This is a genomic window from Exiguobacterium sp. BRG2 (assembly GCF_031844245.1).
Taxonomy (GTDB): Bacteria; Bacillota; Bacilli; order Exiguobacteriales; family Exiguobacteriaceae; genus Exiguobacterium_A.
In genome coordinates, this window is record NZ_JAUZUW010000003.1 from 123,641 (window position 1) to 141,569 (window position 17,929).

The 17,929-nt window shown below is 45.9% G+C and carries 15 protein-coding genes and 1 other annotated feature; of the genes, 5 read left to right on the forward strand and 10 right to left on the reverse strand.

Annotated elements, in window-relative coordinates; all coding sequences use genetic code 11:
* Nucleotides 1-32: 32 nt before the first annotated feature.
* Nucleotides 33-1,043, forward strand: coding sequence for a catabolite control protein A (gene ccpA, locus Q9R23_RS05715; protein ID WP_035406207.1), 1,011 nt, complete (start codon nt 33-35; stop codon nt 1,041-1,043).
* Between the two features lie 53 nt (nt 1,044-1,096).
* Here ccpA and Q9R23_RS05720 read toward each other — a convergent pair whose 3' ends face one another.
* The 4 genes from Q9R23_RS05720 to Q9R23_RS05735 all read right to left on the reverse strand — a co-directional run bounded on the left by Q9R23_RS05720 (nt 1,097) and on the right by Q9R23_RS05735 (nt 4,416).
* A complete protein-coding gene (locus Q9R23_RS05720; protein WP_214852789.1) occupies nt 1,097-1,840 on the reverse strand; it encodes a FixH family protein in 744 nt (247 codons plus the stop codon).
* Nucleotides 1,841-1,942: 102 nt separating this feature from the next.
* Entirely contained in the window at nt 1,943-3,136 is a 1,194-nt protein-coding gene (locus Q9R23_RS05725) for an acetoin utilization protein AcuC (protein ID WP_290752068.1), read from the reverse strand.
* Nucleotides 3,133-3,765, reverse strand: a complete 633-nt coding sequence (locus Q9R23_RS05730; protein ID WP_035406212.1) for an acetoin utilization AcuB family protein — start codon at nt 3,763-3,765, stop codon at nt 3,133-3,135. The genes Q9R23_RS05725 and Q9R23_RS05730 overlap by 4 nt, the downstream gene beginning before the upstream one ends.
* 18 nt (nt 3,766-3,783) lie before the next feature.
* Entirely contained in the window at nt 3,784-4,416 is a 633-nt protein-coding gene (locus tag Q9R23_RS05735) for a GNAT family N-acetyltransferase (RefSeq protein ID WP_023469064.1), read from the reverse strand.
* A gap of 146 nt (nt 4,417-4,562) precedes the next feature.
* On the opposite strand from Q9R23_RS05735, the gene acsA reads away from it, so the two are divergent.
* The gene (gene acsA / locus Q9R23_RS05740; protein ID WP_056062704.1) at nt 4,563-6,266 is read left to right on the forward strand and encodes an acetate--CoA ligase; all 1,704 of its coding nucleotides are present in this window, start codon (nt 4,563-4,565) and stop codon (nt 6,264-6,266) included.
* Nucleotides 6,267-6,313: 47 nt separating this feature from the next.
* Here acsA and Q9R23_RS05745 read toward each other — a convergent pair whose 3' ends face one another.
* The gene (locus Q9R23_RS05745) at nt 6,314-8,881 is read right to left on the reverse strand and encodes a transglycosylase domain-containing protein (RefSeq protein WP_290754609.1); all 2,568 of its coding nucleotides are present in this window, start codon (nt 8,879-8,881) and stop codon (nt 6,314-6,316) included.
* A 148-nt stretch (nt 8,882-9,029) separates the two neighbouring features.
* Nucleotides 9,030-9,238: a binding site (T-box leader), on the forward strand.
* A gap of 55 nt (nt 9,239-9,293) precedes the next feature.
* Between Q9R23_RS05745 and tyrS the strand changes: the two genes are divergently transcribed.
* Nucleotides 9,294-10,541: a tyrosine--tRNA ligase gene (tyrS, locus tag Q9R23_RS05750; RefSeq protein ID WP_214852806.1), complete on the forward strand. Its 1,248-nt coding sequence runs from the start codon at nt 9,294-9,296 to the stop codon at nt 10,539-10,541.
* Nucleotides 10,542-10,585: 44 nt separating this feature from the next.
* Here the strand turns inward: tyrS and Q9R23_RS05755 are convergent, their stop codons facing one another.
* From Q9R23_RS05755 to Q9R23_RS05765, 3 genes are all read right to left on the reverse strand, one after another.
* Nucleotides 10,586-11,113: a biotin transporter BioY gene (locus Q9R23_RS05755; RefSeq protein WP_214852809.1), complete on the reverse strand. Its 528-nt coding sequence runs from the start codon at nt 11,111-11,113 to the stop codon at nt 10,586-10,588.
* Between the two features lie 152 nt (nt 11,114-11,265).
* Nucleotides 11,266-11,865, reverse strand: coding sequence for a 30S ribosomal protein S4 (gene rpsD, locus Q9R23_RS05760; protein ID WP_214852823.1), 600 nt, complete (start codon nt 11,863-11,865; stop codon nt 11,266-11,268).
* A gap of 233 nt (nt 11,866-12,098) precedes the next feature.
* Nucleotides 12,099-12,584, reverse strand: coding sequence for a GAF domain-containing protein (locus tag Q9R23_RS05765; RefSeq protein ID WP_023469058.1), 486 nt, complete (start codon nt 12,582-12,584; stop codon nt 12,099-12,101).
* A 223-nt stretch (nt 12,585-12,807) separates the two neighbouring features.
* On the opposite strand from Q9R23_RS05765, the gene ezrA reads away from it, so the two are divergent.
* Together ezrA and Q9R23_RS05775 are read left to right on the forward strand one after the other, a co-directional pair.
* Entirely contained in the window at nt 12,808-14,514 is a 1,707-nt protein-coding gene (ezrA, locus tag Q9R23_RS05770; RefSeq protein WP_290783217.1) for a septation ring formation regulator EzrA, read from the forward strand.
* Between the two features lie 67 nt (nt 14,515-14,581).
* Nucleotides 14,582-16,141, forward strand: a complete 1,560-nt coding sequence (locus Q9R23_RS05775; protein ID WP_214852831.1) for an amidohydrolase — start codon at nt 14,582-14,584, stop codon at nt 16,139-16,141.
* Here the strand turns inward: Q9R23_RS05775 and Q9R23_RS05780 are convergent.
* Nucleotides 16,133-16,906, reverse strand: coding sequence for a MerR family transcriptional regulator (locus tag Q9R23_RS05780; protein ID WP_214852834.1), 774 nt, complete (start codon nt 16,904-16,906; stop codon nt 16,133-16,135). The genes Q9R23_RS05775 and Q9R23_RS05780 overlap by 9 nt on opposite strands.
* 90 nt (nt 16,907-16,996) lie before the next feature.
* Nucleotides 16,997-17,812, reverse strand: coding sequence for an NAD kinase (locus Q9R23_RS05785; protein ID WP_023469054.1), 816 nt, complete (start codon nt 17,810-17,812; stop codon nt 16,997-16,999).
* Between the last annotated feature and the right edge of the window lie 117 nt (nt 17,813-17,929).

Below are 17,929 nucleotides of genomic sequence, written 5' to 3' on the forward strand. Positions count from 1 at the left end.
TGAGATCGATCATACTAAAGGAGGAATTTGTTTTGAATAGTAATATTACGATTTATGACGTCGCACGAGAGGCGGCGGTCTCGATGGCGACCGTATCGCGTGTCGTCAACGGGAATCCGAACGTTAAACCATCCACACGAAAGAAGGTCCAAGATGCAATCGAACAACTGGGTTACCGCCCAAACGCTGTTGCTCGTGGACTTGCAAGTAAAAAAACGACGACTGTCGGTGTCATCGTACCCGATATTTCGAACATCTTTTTTGCGGATTTAGCACGGGGGATCGAAGATGTTGCGACGATGTATAAATATAACATCATTCTTTGTAACTCCGACCAAAATCGGGAAAAAGAAATCCATTTGCTCAATACATTACTTGGAAAACAGGTTGATGGGATCATCTTCATGGGTGGACGTCTACATGAGGATCTCGTTCGTGAATTCAAGACATCACCTGTGCCCATCGTTCTCGCTGCGACACTAAATCAAGATTATGACCTTCCTGCCGTCAACATCGATTACGAAAGTGCTGCACATGACGCCGTCAAATCATTGATTGACCGTGGACATGAACGGATCGGGTTCATCACTGGTCCACTTGAACAGCAAATCAATGGTGAAAAGAAATTTGCTGGTTATCGTCGGGCGCTCGAAGAGGCAAATCTTCCGTTCAGCGAACAAAACGTCGTCCTTGGAAACTATACGTATGATTCAGGAATGAAGGCGATGAACCAGTTGCTTGAACTTGGAGAAGATTGCCCACGTGCGATTTTTGCTGGAACAGATGAGATGGCTCTTGGTGTCATCCATGCCTTACAAGATGCCGGACACCGTGTTCCAGAAGACTTCGAAGTCATCGGACACGATAATACACGTCTTGCGACGATGATTCGTCCGAAACTGACGACTGTCGTTCAGCCGATGTATGATATTGGAGCAGTCTCGATGCGTCTTTTGACAAAGATTTTGAACAAAGAAGAAATCGAAACGAACGATGTCACGTTACCACACCGAATCGAACAACGGGATTCGACACGCCCTTAATCGAAAAAGCGTCTCTTCTCTCAAGCAAGCTGCTTGAAAAAAGAGACGCTTTTTCATTTTATGACGGTGATGAGTTCATCTTGGTGATGGTGGAGTTGATCATTTTCGACGTGTAGACGCACAGTCGTCTGACCGGGGGCGTTCAATGTGACTTTTCCGCTGTATGCATCACCTTTTTTAGTTAATGGAACATAATTATGTTTTTCAATACCGGTTTCAATGACTTCGACCTGAACGTTCGCCTTTAATGGTTTTCCATCGAGAAAAACGTGAAAGGAGACAGGGAGGTCAGCACCAGCCTTTACTTTCGTCGCACCCATATAATGGACAGACAGACCATCGACGGCTTCGTGTTCATGCGATGCTTCCTCTTTTTCATGTGAATGATCCATGACGACAAAAGAGATCTTATCCATGTGATGGAGTCCTTTTTTATCATTAATATGATAGAGACCTTCGTATTCACCTTCAGCAAGTTTGGCTTCTGCTTGATAGAAACCTGTCTTTTTCAAGGTTGCTTTGAATTTTTGATGTGCCCCATCTTGTTTTCCAGCTTTCCAAACTTCAAACGTCACATCCTCAAGGTTGACGGGCTTTTTCTTTTCGACCGCGGATGCTTTAAAGACGACGGCATCTTCATCCATTGTCTTTGCTGGGATATCGACAGTGACGTCGACGGTCGGTTTTCCGGCCCCTTGCATGTTATCGTGATCCATTGCCTGCTTTTCATTCCCACACCCTGCAAGTACGATCCCTGTCGACAGAATGAGACCGGAGTAAAGCCATGCCTTTTTCATGATGATTCCCCCAACTATTCGTTTACTAAGTAAAAATTCCATATTTAGTATAGCAACAAGATGTGAACTCCGAACGAAATAAATGTGAAGATAAAAAGTCAATTAATCAGCGGAATAGGGGGAAATCGCTGTCAGTTGTTTTTTACGTTCATCGTTTACGAATGGCCAAATCAATCGTTTGACGGTCTCCCAATTTTTTTCTTCAATTTCAGGACGTCTTGGAATTGCGGGATAAAGTGGTGACGGATCATGCCAGTGCGTGGGTGGCGCTATTTCCTGTCCGCCCCATCGTTCTTGCCATGCAATTGGAATTTCCCCGTGAAAAGGATCTTGTCCTGTCATGGCAGCAAAAACCTGACTCCACGCGCGAGGAACGACACGATACCAATCATAACCACCGCCGCCTAAAGCAACGATTTTTCCATCTGTATACTTTTCTGCCGCAGCCACAGCGATTTGAGGAATCTTTTCATAACTTTTCATCGTTAAGGATAGATGCGTCAATGGGTCAAGCACGTGCGCATCAGCGCCATTTTGTGTGATGATGAGATCCGGTTGAAACAACTCGCATGCTTCAAAGAGTGCCGTCTCATAAGCAAGTAAAAACGAATCGTCTTCCGTAAAAGCATCCAGTGGTACATTCCAGCTAAAACCGTATCCTTCTTCAGATCCTCTCTCCGTTACCATCCCCGTTCCTGGAAATAAGTAGCGACCCGTTTCATGGAGAGATAGTGTCATGACATCATTTCGATTATAAAAGGCCCATTGCACACCATCCCCGTGGTGAGCATCCGTATCGACATAAAGGATTTTACAGTGATATTTTTCAATCATCGCCGCCATGGCGACAGCCGTATCGTTATAGACACAAAACCCTGAAGCACGTCCGCGGAACCCGTGATGTAATCCACCGCCGATATGAAAGGTGCGTTTATACTTACCAGATAAGACGAGGTCACATGCTTCAATCGTTCCGCCGACAAGGAGGGAAGCACCCGAATGCATGTCTTGAAACAAGGGAGTATCTTCCGTACCAAGACCGTACATCTGTGCCTTGAGTGGTGATAATACTCCGGTTCCGGCTGCTTTGACAGCAGCAATATAATCCTGATCATGAACGAGTGCCAATTCTTCATCGGTCGCATGACGTGGGGCGATACAAGGGATGTCATCTAATTGATGCATCGATTCAAGCAAGGAAACGGTTAATTCGAGACGGATTGGGTTAAATGGGTGGGTCTCGGAAAATCGATAGGTTGCTTCTTCAGGACTATACAGATAAGCAAAATCCTTCATCTGCTCACATCCGGTCCAAGTACATCGAATCCTTCTTTGCGTAACTTCTCGATGATCCGAATTGGATTCATCGTCTGAACACGAAACGCAACAATCCGGACATACGGATCGTCTGTTGGATACACGAGTACATTTAAAATATTAATATTCGTTTTAGCAAGCAGTGCGGAAATCTTCGCTAATGTACCTGCTGTATTCTCGACACGGATCTCGATTTGGGAACTTGGTTCGAGTGCACCCGTCAACTGAACGAATGTCCGTAACAGATCCGTTTCCGTGACGATACCGACAAGACGTCGACCGCGGACGATTGGCAAGCAGGATAAGCGATATTCATAAAACAGCACAGCCGCATCTTCTAGAAAATCAAGCGGATGGGCCGTGACAGGGCTTTCAATCATAATGCTTGAAACGGGATACTGTAGGTCTTGTTTTGCTGTGTCCGGATGAAAGATGCTACTCGCGCTTTGAATTTCCTTTAGTCCGACAAGACCGACGAGTTCATGACGGGCATTAACGACGAGAATATGACGAATCTGATGACGTTGCATGAGTTCAACCGCATGCGCGATGGAATTCGTCGGTTGCATCGTGATGCACGTCGTATTCATGATTTGTTCGATTAACATGACGATTCCTCCTCGAGCTCAGTCATACATGAAGCGTCTTCTCAAGCGTAGCGCATCAAAATGAGCGACGACTTCAGGTGAGACGTGTTTTCCGATACGTGCCATCAGGCAGTTAGCAGGGTGGGAGGCGATTTCCGGATCATCGGTCGGGAAAAAGACAAGACCACCATGGTTCATCATCTTCTCCATGATCTTCCGGTAATCCCACACTGATAGTCCACTCCCTTTTAAGTCCCAATGCCAATAATATTCAGTCGTTAGAATTAAATAATGTTCCATGGCAGGATCTAGCATGGAGATTTCAAGCAATTTTTTACCAATCTGTTGTCCGCGGAACCGAGAGGAGACTTCAATCGCCCCGAGTTCCAAGATGTACGGATTGTTTCCCTCACTCCATGTTTCATAGGGATCAGGATATAAGTAAGTCACATAACCGATGATTTCCGTTCCTTGACGAGCGACGATGATCCGTCCTTCTTCAAGGTCCGCAATCTCAACGAGCGCTTGATGTTGTTCAGCGGGTGGACGAAAAGCCGTTAACCCTGAATCGAGTGTATACGTTGCTAGTGTTTGACTCGGTACGGGACCTTCGATGTCAACAGGACCGAGTGATGTTTCATGCGTCCGATGATTGAATTGTTTTTCAAACATGTAAGCGTCACCACCTTCCTATTCATTATAGACGAAAGCGCTTGAGTAAAGAGAGGGATTTTTTAACAAATTGACGGCAAATGGATTGAACTGACGGATAACTAGCTTATAATAAAGAGGAAAACATAGAAGGGGAGGAACGAGACATGAAAGTTTTGAAAGCGCTTCCGGGGAAGCATTGGTTAGCAGAGTATGATGAAACGAACACGTACGACTGGAAAGATGCTGAGCAGTACTTTTCATGGGCGACAACGGGGAAAGTCAATATGGCCTATGAAGCAATCGACCGCCACGCAGAAGGCGAGCGGGCGAACAAGGATGCGCTGATCTATTTCGATGGAATGACGGAACAACGATTCACCTATGCAGACATGAAACGATTGACGAATAAAGCGGCAAACGTATTAGTCGATGCAGGAGTCAAAACGGGTGACCGGATTTTCATCTTCATGCCACGCTCACCAGAACTGTACTTTGCCCTACTTGGTGCACTGAAAGTAGGGGCAATCGTCGGTCCGTTGTTTGAAGCATTCATGGAACAAGCTGTTCGTGATCGTTTAGTTGATTCTGAAGCGAAACTACTCGTGACAACGAAAGCGTTGCTCCCGCGTGTTCCAGTTGGGGAACTGGAATCACTTGAAAAAGTAGTACTCGTTGATGAAGGCGTTGAAGAATCAGAAACATTACTTGATTTCCGAAAAGCGTTCAAGCAAGCATCCGATGTATTCGAACCGGTCTGGTTGGATCGAGAAGACGGATTGATCTTGCACTATACTTCAGGATCGACAGGGAAGCCAAAAGGTGTCCTCCATGTTCAAAATGCGATGATTCAGCATTTAATGACAGGACGTTGGGTACTCGATCTACAAGAAGACGATGTCTACTGGTGCACGGCTGATCCAGGATGGGTCACAGGAACAAGTTACGGTATCTTCGCACCGTTCTTAAATGGGGCAACGAACGTCGTTGTCGGTGGACGTTTCAATCCAGATTTCTGGTATAGCGTTATCGAGAAGTATAACGTAACGGTCTGGTATAGCGCGCCAACTGCTTTCCGGATGTTAATGGGAGCGGGGGCGGACGTCGCGAATCACCATGATCTTTCAAGTCTTCGTCATGTGTTGTCTGTCGGAGAACCATTGAATCCAGAAGTTATTCGTTGGGGAAAAGAAGCATTTGACCAACGCATTCATGATACATGGTGGATGACAGAAACGGGTGCGATGATGATTTGTAACTACAAGTCGATGGACATCAAACCGGGATCGATGGGGAAACCAATTCCAGGAACCCAAGCTGCGATCATTGATGATCAAGGAAACGAGTTACCACCGTTCCGGATGGGTAACCTTGCCTTGAAAACACCATGGCCATCGATGATGCGTCAAATTTGGAACAACCCACAAAAATATGAATCCTATTTCTTTAAAGGATGGTATGTGTCAGGCGATTCTGCCTATATGGACGATGAAGGCTATTTCTGGTTCCAGGGGCGTGTCGATGATGTCATCATGACGGCTGGAGAACGGGTTGGTCCGTTTGAAGTTGAAAGCCGTCTCGTTGAGCACCCAGCAGTCGCGGAAGCCGGAGTCATCGGGAAACCAGACCCGGTGCGAGGCGAAATCATTAAGGCATTCATTGCCTTACGTGATGGTTATGAGCCAACGGATGAATTAAAACAAGAAATCCAAGCATTCGTCAAGGAAGGTCTAGCTGCTCACGCGGCCCCAAGAGAAATTGATTTCCGAGATAAGTTGCCGAAGACACGAAGTGGTAAAATCATGCGCCGTGTCCTGAAAGCATGGGAGTTGAACTTGGAAACGGGCGATTTATCGACGATGGAGGATTGAACATGAAAAAAGGATGAATCACCGAAACAGGTGATTCATCCTTTTTGTTAGTTTTCAGAAGCATCATCTTTTTTCTTTTCATCTTGTTTCTTTTGTTGCTCTTGCTGTTTCTTTGCATCTGCCTCTTTTTTCTTAGCGTCCGCTTCAGCTTTCTTTTTTGCATCGGCTTCGGCTTTTGCATCGGCTTTTGCTTTTGCGTCGGCTTTTGCTTTTGCATCGGCTTTTGCTTTTGCATCGGCAGCACGTTTTGCGTCATCTGCTGCTTTTTTCTTTGCCTCAGCATCTGCTTTTTCTTTAGCTTGATCTTGTTGTTTTTGTTGATCTTCTTTCTTCTGTGCGTCTGCCTCTTTTTTCTTTTCTTCTACTTCTTTCTGTTTCTTCGCTTCTGCTTTTTTCTTTGCTTCTTCTGCTTTTTTCTTCTTATCTTCTTCTTTGAAGCGACCACTGTTTTGGAAGTCATTTGCTGTTACAGAAGATGGTTGCGTGAAGCGGGCGCCAGATTTGAAGTAACTGCTGTTCGCACCATACGATGCATTCGCCATCTGTGACCAGAGCGTCTGCGTACGTTGGTAGTACGTTGACGGACCGATAAGTGAGTTGTTCTGGTCGTGTCCTGTCCAGACGGCAAGGGTTACGCCAGGAGTAGAACCAACAAGATAAGAGTCTTTGACATCGTTGGTCGTACCCGTCTTACCGGCCCAATCTCCCGGTACGTTCAGTCTAGCTTTAGCGAACGTCGCTGTACCTTTCGTGAAGACACCACGCATCATATCAAGTGTCAGGTAAGCTGTTCGTGGTTCATAGATCCGTTTTTTCTTCGGTTTTGCTTTATAGATATCTTTTCCGTCTTTCGTAATTTTCGAGATGATGTACGGTTGGACGAATTCACCATAGTTGGCAAGTGTCGCGTAAGCACCTGCGAGTTCGACAGGTGTGATTTCCATCGTTCCGAGTGCCGCAGAAGGGGCATAACGGATCGCATCAGGTACTTCAACTCCCATATCGACGAGTTTTTGAATCGAATTCGACATGTTCATCTTCTCGTAAATCTTAACGGCCGGTACGTTCAATGATAGTTCTAATGCCGTACGAACCGTTACATTACCACGGTAACGTCCACCTTCGTTCTTGATCGGACGGTCGCCAGGTTGACGTGGTACAGTCTGGTAGTAGTACTCTTCATCATTAACGGTAGACCCTGGTGTGATCAAGCGATTTTCAATCCCGTTCGAGTAAACGAGGATTGGTTTTGCCGTTGACCCGATTTGACGTTTGGCTTGGAATGCCCGGTTGAAATCGTCAGCTTTTCCATCGATATACCGTCCGCCGACGAATCCGAGGATACGTCCCGTTTCATTTTGAACCATGACTGCTGCTGTTTCTTCTGGATCCTGTTTCGAAACGCTTTTTTTCGTTTTTGGATCGACGACTTGTTTGTATTGCATGCTTCCTGGGAAGTTCGCACTGTTCTTCGCAGGTTGTTGCATCGCTTCATGAATTTTTTTATCAAGTGTCAAGTGAACTTTGTAGCCGCCTTGGCGCAGTGCAACAAGTGCTTGATCTTGATAGTTGGCACGCACTTCTGCCAGTTCAGACGGTTTCACTTCATCTTCCTTCACGCCATCTTGTTTCATCAGATACTTCGTCATGATTTTCGTCGCTTCACGTTCGGCTAAATCGTAGACATACGGATACGTATCACGAGAACGTTTTGATTGTTTCGCGAAATCTTTCGTAATATCATGCTTAATTGCTTTTTCGTACTGTTCCTTCGTGATGTTTTTCGCGACATACATCCGCTTCAATACTGTTTTCATCCGGTTGACACTTGGCGTCAAGTCCTTTTTGACAACGCCACCTTGAAGGTAAGGGGTGTAGTAATAAGGGTTTTTAGGAATCCCAGCGAGAAAAGCTGCTTGTGGTAACGTCAGTTTTTTCGCGGATTTGTTGAAAACTCCTTGTGATGCAGCCTCGATCCCCGCGATGTTACGACCGAGTGAATTGCGACCGAATGAGACGACATTCAAGTACGCTTGTAAAATTTCATCTTTTGACATCGCGTTTTCAAGGCGCAATGCTAAAAGAATTTCTTTCGCTTTCCGTTCGAATGAGACTTCGTTCGTCAAGATTTGGTTTTTGATTAATTGTTGTGTTAGCGTACTTCCGCCTGTGCGCGACGCAGAATTCGTTAGTTCTTGTAGAACTGCTCGTAATGTCGCTTTTGGAACGACACCATCGTGTTGATAGAAGTCTACATCTTCCGTTGATAAAAGCGCATCGATCAAGTAAGGAGAAATCTTCTTGATATCGACAGGCTGACGTTCTTCATCTGTTGAGATGTTCGTCAGCTTTTCACCACTTCCCCAATAAATTTGGCTTGTGACGGCATAGCTGTTGACTTGTTGTTTCATCTCAGTCAATGGTGGTGCTTTTGTGTCCTTGACGAGCGAAGCGAAATAGCCGCCCGCTGCACCAACAGAAAAACTACCGACGAGTAAGACAGCTATGATGAGGAACAAAATGATGTTCCATGAAACATCATATGTGATATTTGACCAGTGCCGAACGGCTTTCGTCCGGGGATGATTCCAAAACTTGAACCAGTTCTCGCGCATAAATGATCTCCTTTGCATCTTAAACTTAGGTGTAAATTAATATTAAATCACAGATAGACGTATTATACCATAAATCTACTAATGAAATCGGACTTGACAGCGGATTCGCCTTCGACGTATCATGAAACCATCTTATTTTCGTATATTGCGCTAAACCATGATCGGAATATAGTAGTAAGTCACTCCCTGTGACAGAGACCTAGTGGTGCTGCGAACTAGGACACAGTGAACTTATGAATTACGCTTCCAGGAGTTTCTTGAGAAATCAAGCGGTCCGTCCCGTTATCGACGAACCAAGTGGTCCTTTTACACAAAAGGACAATTAGGGTGGTACCACGGAAATATTCCGTCCCTTCGTTTTAGACGAAGGGACGGTTTTTTTTGTTAATAGTGAACTTTAGGAGGAGAAACAATGACGTTATTAGAAGATTTAGAATTTCGCGGGTTAATTAACCAAATGACAGATGAAGAAGGGCTGAAAACATTACTCGAGAATCCGACGACGCTTTACACAGGCTTCGATCCAACTGCAGATTCACTTCACATCGGACACTTGTTGCCGATTTTAGTCTTAAAACGATTCCAACAAGCGGGTCACCATGTCGTAGGTCTCGTTGGAGGGGCAACTGGGATGATTGGGGATCCGAGTGGTCGTGCAACGGAACGGTCATTGAACACATCGGATATCGTCGAAGAGTTCGCGAATCGGATTAAAGATCAACTGTCACGTTTCTTACCACTTGAAGGTGAAAACCCGGTCACGATCGCAAATAACTTAGACTGGACGAAAGATTTGACAATCATCGATTTCTTACGTGATATCGGAAAACACTTCCCGGTCAGCTACATGCTTGCGAAGGACTCTGTTGATTCACGTCTTCAAAACGGTATCTCATTCACTGAGTTCTCATACATGTTACTTCAATCGTTTGACTTCTTGAAACTTTACGAAGACAAAGGATGCCGTCTTCAAGTAGGAGGTAGTGATCAGTGGGGGAACATCACAGCAGGAATGGAGCTGATTCGTCGTGCTGGTCATGAAGAAAAAGCATTTGGATTGACAGTACCGCTCGTTACGAAAGCGGATGGTCAGAAATTCGGTAAGACAGCTGGCGGTGCGGTCTGGTTAGATGCTGATAAAACGTCACCGTACGAGTTCTACCAGTTCTGGTTCAATGTAGACGATCTCGACGTCATCAAGTTCTTAAAATACTTCACGTTCTTGACGCACGAAGAACTCGATGCACTTGCAGAAGAAGTCAAGGCAGCACCAGAGAAGCGCGTCGCACAACGTCGTCTTGCAGAAGAAATGACGGTTCTCGTCCACGGTGAAGAAGGTCTGACACAAGCACAACGTATTACGACGGCACTCTTTAGCGGAGATATTAAATCGTTGCAAGTCGAAGATATCGAAGATGCGTTTAAAGGAATGCCGCGCTTTACACTCGGCGAAGCGAAGAACCTGGTCGATGTTCTCGTTGAGGCGAAGATCAGTCCGTCAAAACGTCAAGCACGTGAAGACGTCACGAACGGTGCGATCTACCTGAACGGAGAACGCGAGCAAGACTTAACGAAAGAAATCACTGAATCAGATGCAATCGGTCGCTTTACGATCGTACGTCGCGGAAAGAAAAAATACTTCGTCGTCGAGCATGCTTGATGATAAACGAAACGCTCCCTGCACATAGATGCAGAGAGCGTTTTTTAAGCTGTCCGGAATAAGCGGAGTGGTAACAAACGAACGGCGATCGTCGTGGCAATGACGGCCTTGATCGTATCCCATAGGATGAAGGGGTAGTTGATCGCAAAAGCATCTTTAAACGACAGATCGAGTACAGCCATCAGACCAAATGTCCCGAGCAAGTAGACTAAACCAAGTCCGAAGACGATCATTCCAATAAAGAGTGGCACGAAGCGACGCGTTTTTTCAGCGACGAGACCGATGAAGAAGCCGGCAATCGGAAAGGCAATCAAATAACCGGCAGTTGGTCCGACAAACGGAGCAAGTCCACCTTTTCCGCCGAGAACAGGGAGACCAGCAGCTGCGAGCAATAAGAAGATCAAGACAGCAAGTCCACCGCGTTTTCCACCGAGAATGGCACTGACCGTCATGATGGCGAGCATCTGGAGTGTGATTGGAACAGCACCGACGAGTTGGATTTGTGGCATAGAACTGACGGCTGCAATGATGGCAGCACCGAGGGCGATGAACGTTAAATCTCTTGTTTTCATGAATGAAGTCCTCTTTTCTATTTGTGTTAACTATGTATATTTATAGGTTAACACAAATAGATGGAAGCCGTCACTATTTTCTTAAGACCAGGTATACATTTTAGTCATAGGTATAAAAAAGCACCCACCGAAGTGGGTGCTGGAACAATCGATTAACGTGAGTAGTACTCGACGACGAGTTGTTCTTGGATTTGATCGTTCAATTCAGAACGCTCAGGAAGACGGACGAACGTTCCTTCGAGCTTCTCAGCATCGAAAGTAACGAAGTCTTTAGTTGCTGGAGCAACTTCGAGTGCTTCTTTGATAACGACAAAGTTCTTCGATTTTTCGCGAACTGAGATCGTTTGACCTGGTTTCACGCGGAATGATGGGATATCAACGCGTTGTCCATCAACTTGGATGTGACCGTGGTTGACGAGCTGACGAGCAGCGCGACGTGTACGAGCCATACCCATACGGTAAACGACGTTATCAAGACGTGCTTCAAGTAAGAACATGAAGTTCTCACCGTGGATACCAGGCATTTTGCCAGCATCGTTGAAGATACGGTTGAATTGGCGTTCGTTTACTCCGTACATGTGACGAAGTGTTTGCTTCGCTTGAAGTTGAAGACCGTACTCAGACATTTTACGACGGCTGTTACCGTGTTGACCTGGTGCGTAAGGGCGTTTTGCGATTTCTTTTCCTGTTTCAGTAAGTGAGATACCGAGACGACGTGAGAGTTTCCAAGCTGGACCTGTATAGCGAGCCATAATAAGACTCCTCCTTATTGTTCGTTATTATTTGCATAAAAATAATAACGCCATCAAACCCACGTTACGCCCATTTCATGATGTGGCACCCTCGCTTGATAGCAAAGTTACACGATGCCCCTCCGGTTATTCACCGAGTCATGAAATGTGATACGTAAGCGATTTGACCGCTATCGTTATCATTTCTGCACTTTTACAAGTATACGGTGTGGACAATCGACTGTCAATCAGAATTACAGATGACGAAGCAGCGTCGTACAGAATGCTTCTAAACCAGCTTGATCGACTTCATCGAAACGGTTGAATTCTGGGCTGTCGATATCGAGGACGCCGATCGTTTGGCCGTCTTTGACGAGTGGAATGACGATTTCAGAATTCGATGCCGCGTCACATGCGATGTGACCTGGGAATTGATGAACGTCTTCGATGCGTTGTGTCGTCTGTTCTGCTGCGGACGTTCCGCAAACACCACGACCGAATGGAATACGGACGCATGCTGGAAGTCCTTGGAATGGTCCGAGGACGAGTTGGTTTTGCTCGGTATCCGTCAAATAAAAACCGACCCAGTTGATACGGTCAAGGAACTGATTGAGTAACGCGCTCGCATTCGATAAGTTCGCGACTTGATTGTCTTCTCCCATTAATAAAGCATCCAGTTGTTTTGATAGCATGTCATATTGTTTCGTCCGGTCACCTTCATATGTCTTTGTTTCGAACATAATAAAAATTCCTCCCGTGAAAAGCGTATTTTTTTTAGTTTAACGAGTTTTCGTGTAGCTGACAAACAATTGATTTTTGGAAAAAGGATTCAAAACAGCGGAAGAAATCAGGAAAAGCCTTTGTAAATCTATGCAAAACGGTTGCGCTATACTATTATAAGGATAAGATTATTGCGATTTAGAGAAAATCTAAAGTCGTACGACAGAGTGGAGGTCGTGACAAATGTGGGCATGGGTGATCGGAGTCATCGTCATCGTATTACTCGTCATGCTATTCAGCATGATCAGTCGAAAAAAATACTACACGAAAATCGATGAACTTGATATGCGCAAGCAAGGCATCGTCAGTGCATCGATTCCGAAGGAGTTGCAGGACTTAAAGCAACTACCGATGGCGGGTGAGACGGAGACGAAGTTCAGCTCCTGGCATCAAGCGTGGGAAGAGTTGTTAACGGTCCACGTCGCCCAAATCGATGAAACCCTTTACCGAGCGGAAGAAGCGCTCGATAAATACCGGTTCATCGCCGTCAAGAATGACCTTGAAGTAACGGAACAATTGATTGCGGAACTCGAAGGATTGATCGATGAGATGCTCGTCGAGATGTCGACGTTCAAAACGAATCAATCGGTTCTAGCAGAGTTGAAAGCGCAAGGGGAAGCCGATTCAGGGCAAGTTCGGAAATCGTTATTGATCCAAGCGAACTCATTCGGTCCGGCGCTCGCGCGTCTGGAAGAACGAAGTGAACAAATCGACGCGCACTGGAATGAGATGTGTCAGTACGAAGCTTCGGGTGAAGTGACGAAGGCGTATGAAACAAGCTTGTTACTCGAGCAAGAAGTAGCGACGACACGTCACCTTGTCGAGCTCGTACCGAAACAATGGAAGATTCTCGCTCATGAATTGCGTCAACGGATTGATCAGCTCGGAGCGGGTTATAAGGAAATGTCGTTAGATGGGTATCCACTTGAGCCTCTCGGTCTTCAATCTGAGATTAAACGGTTCGAGGAACAACGTTTAAGTCTTGCTGAAAAAATCGAGAGACTTGAAGTCGATGGTTTGGAAGAGGCGATTCAACAGTTATCAGCCGACGTTGATCAAATGTACGATACGTTCCGTCGTGAAGTTGATGCACGTCATCAAGTAAAAAAAGAAAATCAATCCTTGAAACAAAAAGCATTACGGATGCGCGAACGGATTCATCAGTTAGCACAAGAGTTCAGCATTTTACGTGAAAAGTATGAAATCTCAGCAGATCTTGGAATTCACTACGAAACGATCCAACGTGACGAAGAGCTACTATTTGAAGCGGCAAAAGATCTCGATGAGTCGATTGCTGGGAAAATCATTCCGTTCAGTATGCTCGAAGATCAAATGCGCGATGCGATTCGCTTAGAGGAACAGTTGATGATTCAGTACGAACGCTTTACGGTCGAACTTCAAGCGCTTCGAAAAGAAGAGACAGAAGTGCGCGAACGGATCGTCGAATGGCGTCATCAGCTCTCGCAAACACGTCTTCGTCTGAAACGACTTGGATTACCGAACTTACCAACGGAAGTCGAAGAAGCACTACGTAATGCGAATCGTTCGCTACAGACGCTTGAGACACGGCTCGAAGAGTTACCGTTTAATGTCCGATCGATCGTTGCACAAAGTCAAGACGTCCAAGAAACGTTTAAACATGTGCAAGAACGGTTAGATACATTAGTGTTCGAAGTCACGTATGCCGAACGGCTCGTCCAGTATGCGAACCGATACCGTCGCCACGACAATGAGATACATATGTCGCTGACGATCGCGGAAACGAAGTTCTTAGCGGGAGACTATGAACGTACGATCATCTTAGCGGAACGTGTCCTAAATGAATACGATCCGGACGCGATCGAACGCATTAAACGATCGTGTGCACCAGAGGAAACGTTGCACGTTTAAATCAGGATCGACAATTCAGGGTGACCGTCATGGTCACCCTATTTTTGTAAAAAGAGGAGTGAGTAGAATGGGAACACTATACGTAAACGGATTGATTCGGACGATGGCACATGAAGAGGACGTCCATTCAGCGATGTTCGTCGAGAAGACGCGGATCATCGCAATGGGGGAGGAAGGAAAACTACGTCGACGTTTCGGTAGACGTATTGAACAGATTCAAGACTTGAACGGAAAAGCTGTTTATCCAGCCTTCACAGACGCACATATTCATCTGATTGGCTACGGGGAAGCGATCAACCGTGTCGATGCCTCGCGTTATACGACGCTTGAAGCATTAGGACAAGCTTTCCTCAAGGCAGAACCAATCAATGGGATTCACGTGGCGGAAGGATATGACGAAACGAAACTTGACCGTGCGCCGACAAAAGCATGGCTGAATCAGTTGTTCCCGGACGTTCCTGCCTTATTAAAACGGACAGACCGGCATACCGCACTTGTCAACGATGTTTTATTCCAACAGCTCGGCTATAAAGCATCGACTGTCATCGATGGTGGAAAGATCGGCTTATCGGATAACGGCGAAGCTGACGGATTTTTGTACGATGCGGCGCTTGAACCTTTGTATGCGTTACAAGCTGGAAACTTAGAGCGAAACAAATCGTCACTCCGGTCAGCAATTAAGAACTTATATCAATACGGCATCATTGCGGCACACACAGAAGATTTATCGTATCACGGAGATGTCGCGGAAATCCTCCAAGCATATAAAGAAGTGACAGAAGAGACAGGCTTCCATACACATCTACTCGTTCATCATCTTGTCATCGATGAGTTCGTGCAACAGCAACCAATTTTGCCATCAACGATGTCAATTGGTGCGATGAAACTATTCGTCGACGGTGCACTCGGAGGACGGACAGCTCTACTTGGTCGTGGTTATTCTGATGATCCGACGACACGTGGCATCGAAGTGCATACGCCAGAACAACTCGAACAACTCGTCAAGCGTGCACGTAGTTACGGGTTCACAGTTGCGGCACATGTCATCGGTGACTTAGCGATTGAACGATTCGTACAGGTGCTCGAGAAATATCCAGCACCAAAAGGCAAGCGGGATCGGATCATTCATGCGACGGTCGTTCGACCAGAAACGCTTGCACGAATTCGGAAGTTACCGGTCTTGATTGACGTTCAACCGGTCTTTTTACTGGATGACGCAGACTTCATCGTCGATCGACTCGGATTGAACCGCTTAGACTGGAGTTATCGTTTACGTTCGTTAGCTGAGACCGGCGCATTATTATGCGGTGGGGCAGATGCACCGATCTCTGACCCCGATGTCCGGCGTTCCCTGTATGCAGCGACGGAAGGAACAGCGGGACGTGTCAATAAGGCGAATGAGACGTTATCGATGTACGAAGCCTTGTTACTCTTTACGAAAAATCCACATCTCGCGACCGAGACACATGGACGCAAAGGATTACTCCTACCAGGATACGATGCCGATTTCGTCATCTTTGAAGAAGACTTCTATCGCTTGCGTGGGGAAGCCATCTTGAATAACCGTTTAGTGGAGACTGTCCAAGCTGGTAAAACCGTCTATCAGGCAGAAGCAGCCTTAATTTGATGTTGCTTCTGCATAGTGCGAAATAGCTTCCGAATAGAAAGAAGATAGTCCAGGTGCATACGCATCGTAGTAGGCACGAAACCGGTCGTCGGACACATACATCTGGCCGAGTGAGGCAAAAATAGATAACTCACATGGATAATAGTACGTATCGATGAAGTCATGTTGTTCTTTCACGATTTGTTGAACGTCTGGATCTGTCGCCTTGTGCCCGTCGCGGTAGAGGGTCGTCAAGCGCTGATCGAGTTGCTTATGCATGGCGCTCAGTTGTTCTTTCTCATTCGGGGTACGTTGTTTTTGTCTTTTTGCACTGATTCGATAGGCGTCGGTGTCACCGTAGTGTTGTTGGACTTCATCTGCATGTTGTTTTTCGTGCATGACGATCTCTTCGTGACGTAAACCGCGGAATAATTGTTCATCTTTCATGGGGAGTCCTCCTATTAAAGTGAGTAATGTTTGTTCAGCGAGTTGAGCGAGCATCTGATAATGCGAAGCTTTTTCTTGAAGTAGTACAATTTGTTTTTTCAATATCATCGTGTGATGACTGGAGTCAGATTGTGTAAGTAATCTTTGGATTTCTGACAGCGGAAAATCAAGAGAGCGATAGAGAAGGATTTGTTGTAAACGTAAAAGATCCTCACTGCTATAATATCGGTGACCGGCATCGTTGCGCTTTGGCACAAGGAGACCGAACGTCTCATAATGATAAAGCGTTCGTTTTGTGACTCCGGTAAGTTTGGCGATTTCCTGAGTGGAATACATCATCTGTGTACCTCCTTTGATTGGAGTATAAGGGGTGACGTAACGGAAGACGCAATAAAAAAATCTGCCTCTTCAGGGCAGATTTTTTTATTGTCATAAGAATGAGCGTTGAATCTTATGCCAAAATGTATTGTTCGTTAATTTGACGGTTTTAAGTTCTTTTTCAGAGAGCTGGATATCGACTGAATCCGTTCGTGTCAGGCTGAGTGCTTCGTTATCCATCCCGATGATCGGATAATCGTTTCCGTCCTCAATGATGCGTAACGAGAGTTTACGTCCGCGGTTCAATAGGAAAGCAGAACCGAGTGTCCGGTACCGGTTATTGTTAACGGAAGCGATCTCGCTGACTTGAAGACAGTGGATCAATGGATCGACAATCGCACCAGAAAGTGACTTGTTATAAGCCGTAGATCCCGTCGGTGTTGAGATGACCATTCCATCCCCGCGGAATGTCTCAAACAGGAAGTCATCGATATAGACTTCGATTGCGAGTGATTTGATGATGCTCGACTTTACGGAACATTCGTTCAGACAGAGCATCGGTGGTCCACCGTTGATGGATGCTTCAAGTAGTGGATAACGACGTACTTCGATTTCGCCATCCGAGACACGATTGCCCGTCTCTTTAAAGATTGCTTCGACCGCAGAAAGATCATTGATATCAAAATCACAGTAGAACGAGTTTGGTCCTTCAGCGAATCCGACATAGATCGCATCATCACGGAAACCTGTGAAGCGTGCCGCTTGCAAGAAAGCCCCGTCTCCACCAATCGAGACGATGATGTTTGCTTGTCGATGATCTTGGACGACATTCAGTCCGTATCGTGTACCGACATCGATCAACTTTCGCACCTGCGTCTCGTGTCTTTGTGTATTTCGGTAGTACAGGTAGACATTATTTCGAGCCATGGTCAATTCCCCCTTGAAAGCGTTTCATGAACTCTTTTATTATACCTGTTTTTTAGAAAGACGGGTACTGAAGTCCATCAATTATGGCAGAATACTTGCCATCTTCGCAGATCATTC